This window comes from Acetivibrio sp. (assembly GCF_035371925.1).
Lineage (GTDB): Bacteria > Bacillota > Clostridia > Acetivibrionales > Acetivibrionaceae > Hungateiclostridium.
On the sequence record NZ_DAORXT010000115.1, the window covers coordinates 1 to 8,254 of the forward strand.

Genomic DNA, 8,254 nt, shown 5'->3' on the forward strand with positions numbered 1-8,254 from the left:
CTTGCTCCTGAAATAGAGACCTCGAAAGCAATACGAGTTTTCGAGAGCATTAAAAAAATATTCGGGAGGTATGTACATGAAACGAAATTTTTATTTTCGGACCTTTGCATTCGTAATGGTTCTTAGTATTTTCTTCAACCTTTCATTAATAACGGGTTTTAACGGCCTTTTTGCTCAAAATGTTTTTGCGGCTGAAGAAAAAAAGGCTGAACTTCCGGCTTCAAGCAACCAGATTCATGTAACATTAAAAAACATTATATCAGGTGTCCCAAAAGACACTATAGCTTTGCAGCTTGGTATTATCAATTTAAATAAAGGATTAAATATAAACTTGGATGATATCAAGCTAAGATACTACTTCACTAATGATGGCTGCTCTCCTATACAAGTTGATGTAAAATCGTTTGGTACAAATGCAAAGAGTTTTGATCCAGAATTGGTTAAAACCTCATTGGTAACAACAGGTTTGTCTTATCCTGGTGCCGACAGCTATGTTGAAATAAGCTTTACCGGTTCTGTAGAACTAAACTGTGACCGTAAACCTATATACATTGAGCTTGATATTAAAGAGAACGACAGTTCCCGCGACTTCGATCAATCCAATGACTTTTCAAATAACAACTATTATTCTCCTTTTTTGCCTGAAAATGTTTTTGCATCTGGAAGAGTACCGGTATTCATTTACGAACCCAAAAAATCCGATTTCTTGCTTTTGACAGGTGTGTTGCCCAGTGAAACATCCAAACTTCCAACCCCAAGTTCGACACCTTTAGTTTCTCCTTCTCCCTCACCCGCAGTGCCTGCAGGTGAAAAAATACTTGCTACCGCTTCAGGAAATATAATTGGACCAACTCCTTCGCCTGCAGGATTATTTGAACCTGCCGATGTTGGGTTCAGCCATAAAGGTTCGGTAGATGTCGGTTTTTCTCCAAGGAAAAAAGAAGCTTTGATTCTGCTTGATTCTTCTTATGAATCTACGAAGACAGAGCCTGGCCTACTTGGCATTTTTAAATATTGTCTATTCTCCAGCGGTGATTCTGTATACCAAGGCGATAATGTAACAATTGAAGGTGACGTATTTACAAGAGATACAATGAAGTTTTACCTAGCAAACTTTGGTATAGATGGAAAAGTGGAGTATAAGGAGAAAATTATTTCATCTGGTGACAGACCCTTAGGCAGTCAGGAAAAAAAGATGAGTGAAGCTGAGGCAAGCAGGTATGACCGCTATCTTATACCGGATGAAAATGACGACTATTCAAATTTATTCACAATGATACAGGATAAGGTTACAGAACTGCCTACAAAAGATGAAGCCAAGTTTTTGTTTTTGGAGGAAATAATTCCAACCTATTATCCTCCTGCTCTTACAAACCCTGATTGGCAAAAAAGCACTGCAGAGTTTTTCTATGATGACAATGACAAATCTATATCTGTTTCATATAATTCAAAAGAATCGGGAATACGTAGCCGCAAATATAATAACTCCTTCCCGGAATATGTCTTAAAACAGTCCCATAGTGACGCTAAATTTGTACTTAAGGCTAACATGTTTTTTGACGGCAATCTTATGATAAGTGTCAATAATATCAAGCAAGATTTAGTCGATGGAGCTACAACTACTTTTATATATGCTTACGGTGATATAGTCTTACAAGGTAATAGCGGAATATTGAATGATGTGTATCTTATAACAAAATACGGCAACATTTATATTGAAACAAACAACTCCACTGTCAATGGTGTTGCCTTTGCCCCAAACGGAAAAATTGTCATTCAGGGTCAAGGCAATGATATACAAGGAAGTTTTGTTGCAAATTCCATTGAAAGTACAGCAGGTAACAATAAATTTAAAGGCCCCAGTGACGGACAATTGGAAGAAATCGAGGATGCTTTAAAATCTACTGAAGGTTTTGACACCATTAGGAACGCAATAGCATTACTTCCATATATTTTCGATGAATATACAAAAGCAGGTATTATTACCTATTCGGATTATGCAAATATAAATAAGTCTCACGTTTATGATGACTGGAAATTCTTCAATGCTGCCACAGAAAGGGAGGAATTCCTAAACTTTACTATAGAGCTGACACCAGATGAAAAAAGCAAGAAAAGCAATCTTGGTGACGGATTGAGAAAAGCTTTGGATGCATTTAATAAATACTCCGCCCCTGAGTCAGATAAATATATATACATCTTTACAGGTCTTGATCCGAACGCATACACTATATCGCATGTACCTGGCAGCAAATTTGAAACCGATCCGGAATTTAACACCGAAGATCTTTACATTGGTGAGGAAAAAGGCAGCAATGAAGGAAATGAATATGTTAGAGAAATAATGAAATTAATTGACAATTATAACAAATCCGGGAAAGGTAAAATAAAAATTATACTTGTTGATTTGAGCACTTATATCAGAGAATTAAATATAAAAATGGGTGCAAAAGAATCAGAAATAAAAGTCAGCGATTTGGAAAACCTTGCAAAAGACTTAGGACTTAATATCTCCAGCTCCGAAGAGAAATCTTACTATCGTCCTTCATTAGAAGATATACAATCTCTTTGGATTATAAATGAATTGGCATATCAGGCAAACAGTATGCCACCTAAATTAGCTGTAGAAAACCTGAAAATCAGTTCAGCAAAATTTGAACTGTCGCTGCCCAGCTACCTCAAGCCTGTTGAACTGTATTTTGCAAAACCGGGTAATACAAAAGAGTCGATTGTCAAATTGTCGGAACTTGTGCCATCCGGTAACAAATACAATATCAGCTACACCTTCACCGGTGATAAGCTTGCAACCCTTACAAGTACCAATAACGGCTTAAGATACGACTTAAACGGCAAAGAGCTGTACCTGACGCTAATTGTCAACAATTCCGACGAATTCATCGAGGATACTCTGACTATTACAGGTACAGTTGATACTGACGGACCTACAATAACATACAAATTATATGAAGACAAAAACGATGACGATGAGAAATCTGAAGATGAAAATGAATTTGAAGTTGTAGTGCCGTTCGACAAAATTAAATTTAATGTAGAATACAAGAAGGATATCAACTAAACCAATAAAAAACTTTACAAAGAGCTCCGGATTTTAAAACCGGAGCTCTTATTTTATTAATAACAGGCTAAAAAATTAGATATGTCAAATAATTGTTATGTAATATTGTAAAGTTATATGTTACAATATGTTCGTACATGCTATTTTATATTATGTCATGTACAACCTAAAAATATTGTCGATTGTAAAAATTTATCAGGAGGTCAAATAATGAGCACTGAGCAAAACAAAAAAAACAATTCAAAAATAATGTTGATTTCCTCAACCGTAATTCTTATTTTGGTGTTTATAGTCCTTGTATCCAAACTTGGTTCGAAATCACCTTCTGACCCATCTCAACCTTCAAAGAATTCTCAAATTTCTCAGTCTAAGTACATAAAGGAAAAAATAAACACCCCCATAAGCCTCGATACCTCAATAAAAAATGCTATAACCTGCGGTTCTCTTGCTGTAACAGACGAGTATGTTTTCTATTCAAACACCGAAGGTCTTTACAAAATCAACAAGGACGGTTCAAACAAAGTTGAGTTGGAAACAGGAGAAATTTCAAACATCAATATATATGACAATTACTTATATTATACCAAAAGAATTTCCGATGACAAAATCATACGCAATACCAACTATACTCACAATATTATCAAGCAGTCCTTTGACGGTTCCGAGAAAACCGAAATTGCCAGCGTAGAATGCCAGAGAATAGGGTCAATGCTGGTGGCCAATGACCTGATAATATATAAACTTATTATATTTAAGGGTAACGGCGGTAGAAACGACTTAGGCGAAGAAACAGGAGAGCTTATAAACAAATACAGAGCTATTTCCACCGTCGACTACGAAGATACCGGTGATGTATCGGAAGCGCAATACAACTCAATAATGACGCTGAATTATCCTTTCAATCAATCGGAGCTTAGCCAATACCTTCGTGCGGACTATGAGAATTTTACAATAAGAAATTCAAAATATACCATCGATGACACAATGTATTTTGAAGCAAGGCACATGAAGAACCCAAGAGATGCGGCCATATTCAGCATCTCAAAAAAAGACAACAAGCTTAATCTTATTACCAGGTATGATGTTGTCACAGGAAGTAATTATACTATTGAAAGCAGTCTCGAAGGTTTTTCATACAACGAAAGCGATAACAGTCTGTACTATATATTGTCGGCAAGAAAAAAATACAGTGACCGCGATTCCATAGGAGAAAAGCTTGAATTGTGCAAACTGGATTTGAACGACAACTCTATAACCGTTATTGATACTATATTAGAATCTCAAGACTTTTAGTTTAAATTAAAGAGCTTGTAGCATTAACTCCTTCTTGTAAATAAAATAAAAATAAAACAGGAGTGGCAAAAAATAATTTTTACTCCTGTTTTATTTTTTTATGTTTATAGAAATTACCGCTATTTATTCACTTAGAATTTTTATTAATAAAAGATATCAGGCGAATCCTTTTAAATCCGCCTGATATCATGTTCTTTGGCGCGCCCAAGAGGAGTCGAACCCCTAGCCTTTTGATCCGTAGTCAAACGCTCTATCCAATTGAGCTATGGGCGCACAACTTAATTTTAATGAACACATAATATGATAATACAAATTTTAAAAAAAATCAACACCATTATTTTCTTTTTTATAAACAACGTTAAAAAAGAATTCCAAAATACCTGTCCGATTGCCAAAACACTTCAAAAACAAGTTTAGAACAAGTTTATTTTCCTTGAATACTTCATACAAGGTTTATTATTCCTGTAACATGTCAATTTTATATGATATAATAAAAATATTTGAACGAGAATATTTTCCCATTACAGTGAGGGGTTGATATAGTGTTTTTCGAGTCATACAAATCCATTTTGTATTCGGATACTTTGGTTCCGGATATTTTTATTACCGAGTATATGCCTTTGCTCAGCTCCGATAGTGTAAAGGTGTATTTATACTGTCTATTCTTAAGCAAACACAACAAAAATGCTTCAACAGAAGAGTTTGCTAAAAGTTTGGGGCTGGAAGTCCCAAAGGTAAAGGAATGCCTTGCCCAGCTTGAAAATCTCGGTGTGCTTTCCTGGAAGGAAAACGGTCTTGTGCTTCATGACCTTAAAGAAAAGGAAATCAAAAAAATGTACCGTTTAAAAACCACATCAACACCGGAAGAGGCAGCATCCAACTGCGAAAAGAACAAAAAGCGCAACGAAATAATTTATACCATAAACAATACATTTTTCCAAGGCATTATGTCGCCCTCATGGTATACCGATATCGACGCGTGGTTTGACCGTTATAAATTTGACGAAGATGTCATGTTGGCGCTGTTTCAATATTGTTTTGACCACAAAGGTCTTATTAAACCGTACATAGAAAAAGTTGCCGAAAACTGGAAAAACAGAAATATTAGAAATTCCTTTGACCTTGACAATTACTCTATCGAGTACAAAAAATTCAAGGATATTCGCAGTGCCATTGTCAAGAAGCTGAAACTCGGCCGAAACCTCACCGAGTTTGAAGAGGAATATGTTGAAAAGTGGGTTATGGATTATGGGTACGACATTGACATCATTGAGCTTGCATTAAAAAAGACAACGTCTAAAACAAACCCGAATTTTGATTATCTAAACAGCATAATTACCGACTGGCACAATAACAGCCTTAAAACCAAAGAAGAGGTTGCCGTATATGAAACCACACGAAGAAAGAAAAATTCCAAAACCGGCTCCGTGGCATCTTCCTCTGTCACTGTGCCCCAAAAAGGCAATTTTGAGCAAAGAAAATATGAGGATGAGTATTTAAACAGTCTTTATGAAAATGCTTAAACCCCAATGCAATAATGTAACGGGAAACAAGGAGGCAGCATGAGCAGGGATATTCACCGCATAATAATAAATGAATATGAAGCAAGACAACAGGCAGCCTCTTACAGGCAATTATTGAAAAGAGAAGAGGTTTATAAAAAGATACCCCGAATTGCGGAAATAGACAATCAAATACAGCTCATAGGAGTAAAATACAATAAGTCCATACTCCTTGGCATTGAACCTTCGGACAAAGCAGTAAGCGAGCTTTTGGAAAAAATCGAATGCCTTAAAAAGGAAAAGAAGCAATTGCTGGCAAATCACTCCTATCCCGAGAATTATCTCGAGCTTGAATTCCAATGCCAACAATGCAAGGACACCGGCTTTGTAGAAACAAAGACCGGTACGGAAAAATGCTCCTGCTACCGCCAGCAATATATCAACCACCTTTTTAAGCAGTCCAATATAAAGGTTTTGGATGTGGAGAACTTCTCTGCTTTCAACGAAAACTTTTATCCCGATGAAATCAATGAAAAAAAGTACGGAATACGAATTTCTCCAAGGGAGAATATATTAAAAATACGGCAGCGAGCCCAGGCGTTTATTGATAATATCGACAATCCGCAGAATAAAAACCTTTTTTTCAGCGGACCCACAGGAGTTGGCAAAACCTTTATGATAAACTGCATAGCCGCAGAACTTTTAAAAAAAGGCAGAACTGTACTGTATCAGACAGCCCAGTCCCTGTTCAAGGTTATCAACGATTACAGACTGTCGGCTCTAAAGGACGATGAATTTGAAGATACCGCATACTCCGATATCTTCAATGTTGAGCTCCTTATTATAGATGACCTTGGAACCGAATCTCCAACGGCGACAAGATACGCAGAACTTCTGAATATACTAAACACGCGGCATGAGAATAATTTGTCCGCACCCTGCAAGACCATCATAGCTACCAACCTCGGAATCAACCTGCTTAATGAATACTATGACGAAAGAATAGTATCAAGAATTATAGGAGGATTCGACCTGTTCCGGTTTGCAGGAAACGATATCAGAGTGCTGAAAAAGACTGCGCAAGGCGTTTGAGACAGGCTTTGGCTTAGAAATAAATGAGGAGACAAACTTTTTTTCTCGAAACTAAAAAAGGACATATCCTAAAAAAGGGTATGTCCTCCTTAATACTTGTCAGCCTATTCCTATAGCCTTTAAAATGCTCCTCAAAGTCTCAACATCAACAGTTCCCGCCATTTGCAGTCCGTTGAACACATAGATTAAAGCCACCATCAAAATACCCGGTACAAGGGCAATAAAATCCACTGCTTTAACCGAGGATCTATCTTCCTTTATTTCCCTGACATCCTTTGATGTATTCTTAATGAAAGCATAAAGAAGTAATCCGAAAATTGCTGCCATAAAAACAAACACCACCGAATAAAAGATTATTACTGCGGCAATCTGGGCTCCGGAAAGCTTTGAAAGCTCACCAAGCACATCTCCCACATTGGTTGTGTTCATTTCATTCGCACCGGAGAGCCCCATTTTCTCCATGTACTCAGTCATCTTCATTGACAGAAAAAGTGCAGCCACTGCTATAGAGTTGTTGGTAAAATGGGCAAACATTCCGACAAATATGGAATTACTCCTGTATACCAGAAAACCTATTAACGCTCCCAGTGCAAAAGTTCCGAAAAGCTTCTGAAAATCAAAATGGAGAAGTCCAAATAGAAATGCGGTAATTAGAATAGATTTGACTGTCCCCAGCCTCTCAAAGCCCCTTTGGATTACCCCTCTAAACAAAAGCTCCTCACATATCCCGGCAGAGGCTCCTATAACCAGTATGCTGACAAGAAAACCTATAGCATCGTTTCCAACAGGAACCTGGCTAACCTCCACAGTACCAAACAAAAGCTTTACCAAAACCATGTTCAAAATATTAAATAAACCTACTACAGGTATAGAAAATAGCATTATCCAAAACGTCAGAAAAAAATTCATAAAGCCCGTTTTGTTTATTCTCAACACCTTTTTTACATCAAACTTGAACAATATCAAAAAAAGCAACGGCGGAAGCATTATAAGCAGAATCTCCGCAAGAGCTCCTCCAAGGTTGAAGCCCAGTTTTGTTTGCAATCTGGTAGACACAAACACCATAAGTAATACCGCCAGGGAATAAAGCGTTCCCACCTGCATTATGCTTGGCATTTTAGCATCTTCAGCCTGTTTTTCCGCTTCCGGTTTATCCATACTGCTTTGCCCCATTAAAAACTCTTCCATGACTTTTCCCCCTTCATAGTTAATGCAAAGCTAAAGCGCCATGTATTTATATTATAGACTATTTATAATAATTATTAAAGATTACCAATACATAATAAAACCT

Annotated in this window: 5 protein-coding genes and 1 tRNA gene; 4 read left to right on the forward strand and 2 right to left on the reverse strand. The window is 36.9% G+C overall.

Annotation, left to right across the window (positions count from 1 at the left end; genetic code table 11):
- Positions 1-76 precede the first annotated feature (76 nt).
- Complete coding sequence (locus tag PLH43_RS12225; RefSeq protein ID WP_324363512.1) at positions 77-3,076, forward strand: cellulose binding domain-containing protein; 3,000 nt, start codon at positions 77-79, stop codon at positions 3,074-3,076.
- A gap of 210 nt (positions 3,077-3,286) precedes the next feature.
- Entirely contained in the window at positions 3,287-4,369 is a 1,083-nt protein-coding gene (locus tag PLH43_RS12230) for a DUF5050 domain-containing protein (protein ID WP_324363514.1), read from the forward strand.
- A gap of 196 nt (positions 4,370-4,565) precedes the next feature.
- Here the strand turns inward: PLH43_RS12230 and PLH43_RS12235 are convergent.
- Positions 4,566-4,642: transfer RNA gene (locus tag PLH43_RS12235), tRNA-Arg, on the reverse strand.
- Positions 4,643-4,911: 269 nt separating this feature from the next.
- Here PLH43_RS12235 and PLH43_RS12240 point away from each other — a divergent pair.
- Positions 4,912-5,892, forward strand: coding sequence for a DnaD domain protein (locus tag PLH43_RS12240; protein WP_324363517.1), 981 nt, complete (start codon positions 4,912-4,914; stop codon positions 5,890-5,892).
- Between the two features lie 39 nt (positions 5,893-5,931).
- Positions 5,932-6,963 carry an ATP-binding protein gene (locus PLH43_RS12245; RefSeq protein ID WP_324363518.1) on the forward strand — a complete coding sequence of 344 codons (1,032 nt, stop codon included), beginning with the start codon at positions 5,932-5,934 and terminating at the stop codon, positions 6,961-6,963.
- A 99-nt stretch (positions 6,964-7,062) separates the two neighbouring features.
- Here the strand turns inward: PLH43_RS12245 and PLH43_RS12250 are convergent, their stop codons facing one another.
- Positions 7,063-8,151: a type II CAAX endopeptidase family protein gene (locus PLH43_RS12250; protein WP_324363520.1), complete on the reverse strand. Its 1,089-nt coding sequence runs from the start codon at positions 8,149-8,151 to the stop codon at positions 7,063-7,065.
- Positions 8,152-8,254 lie beyond the last annotated feature (103 nt).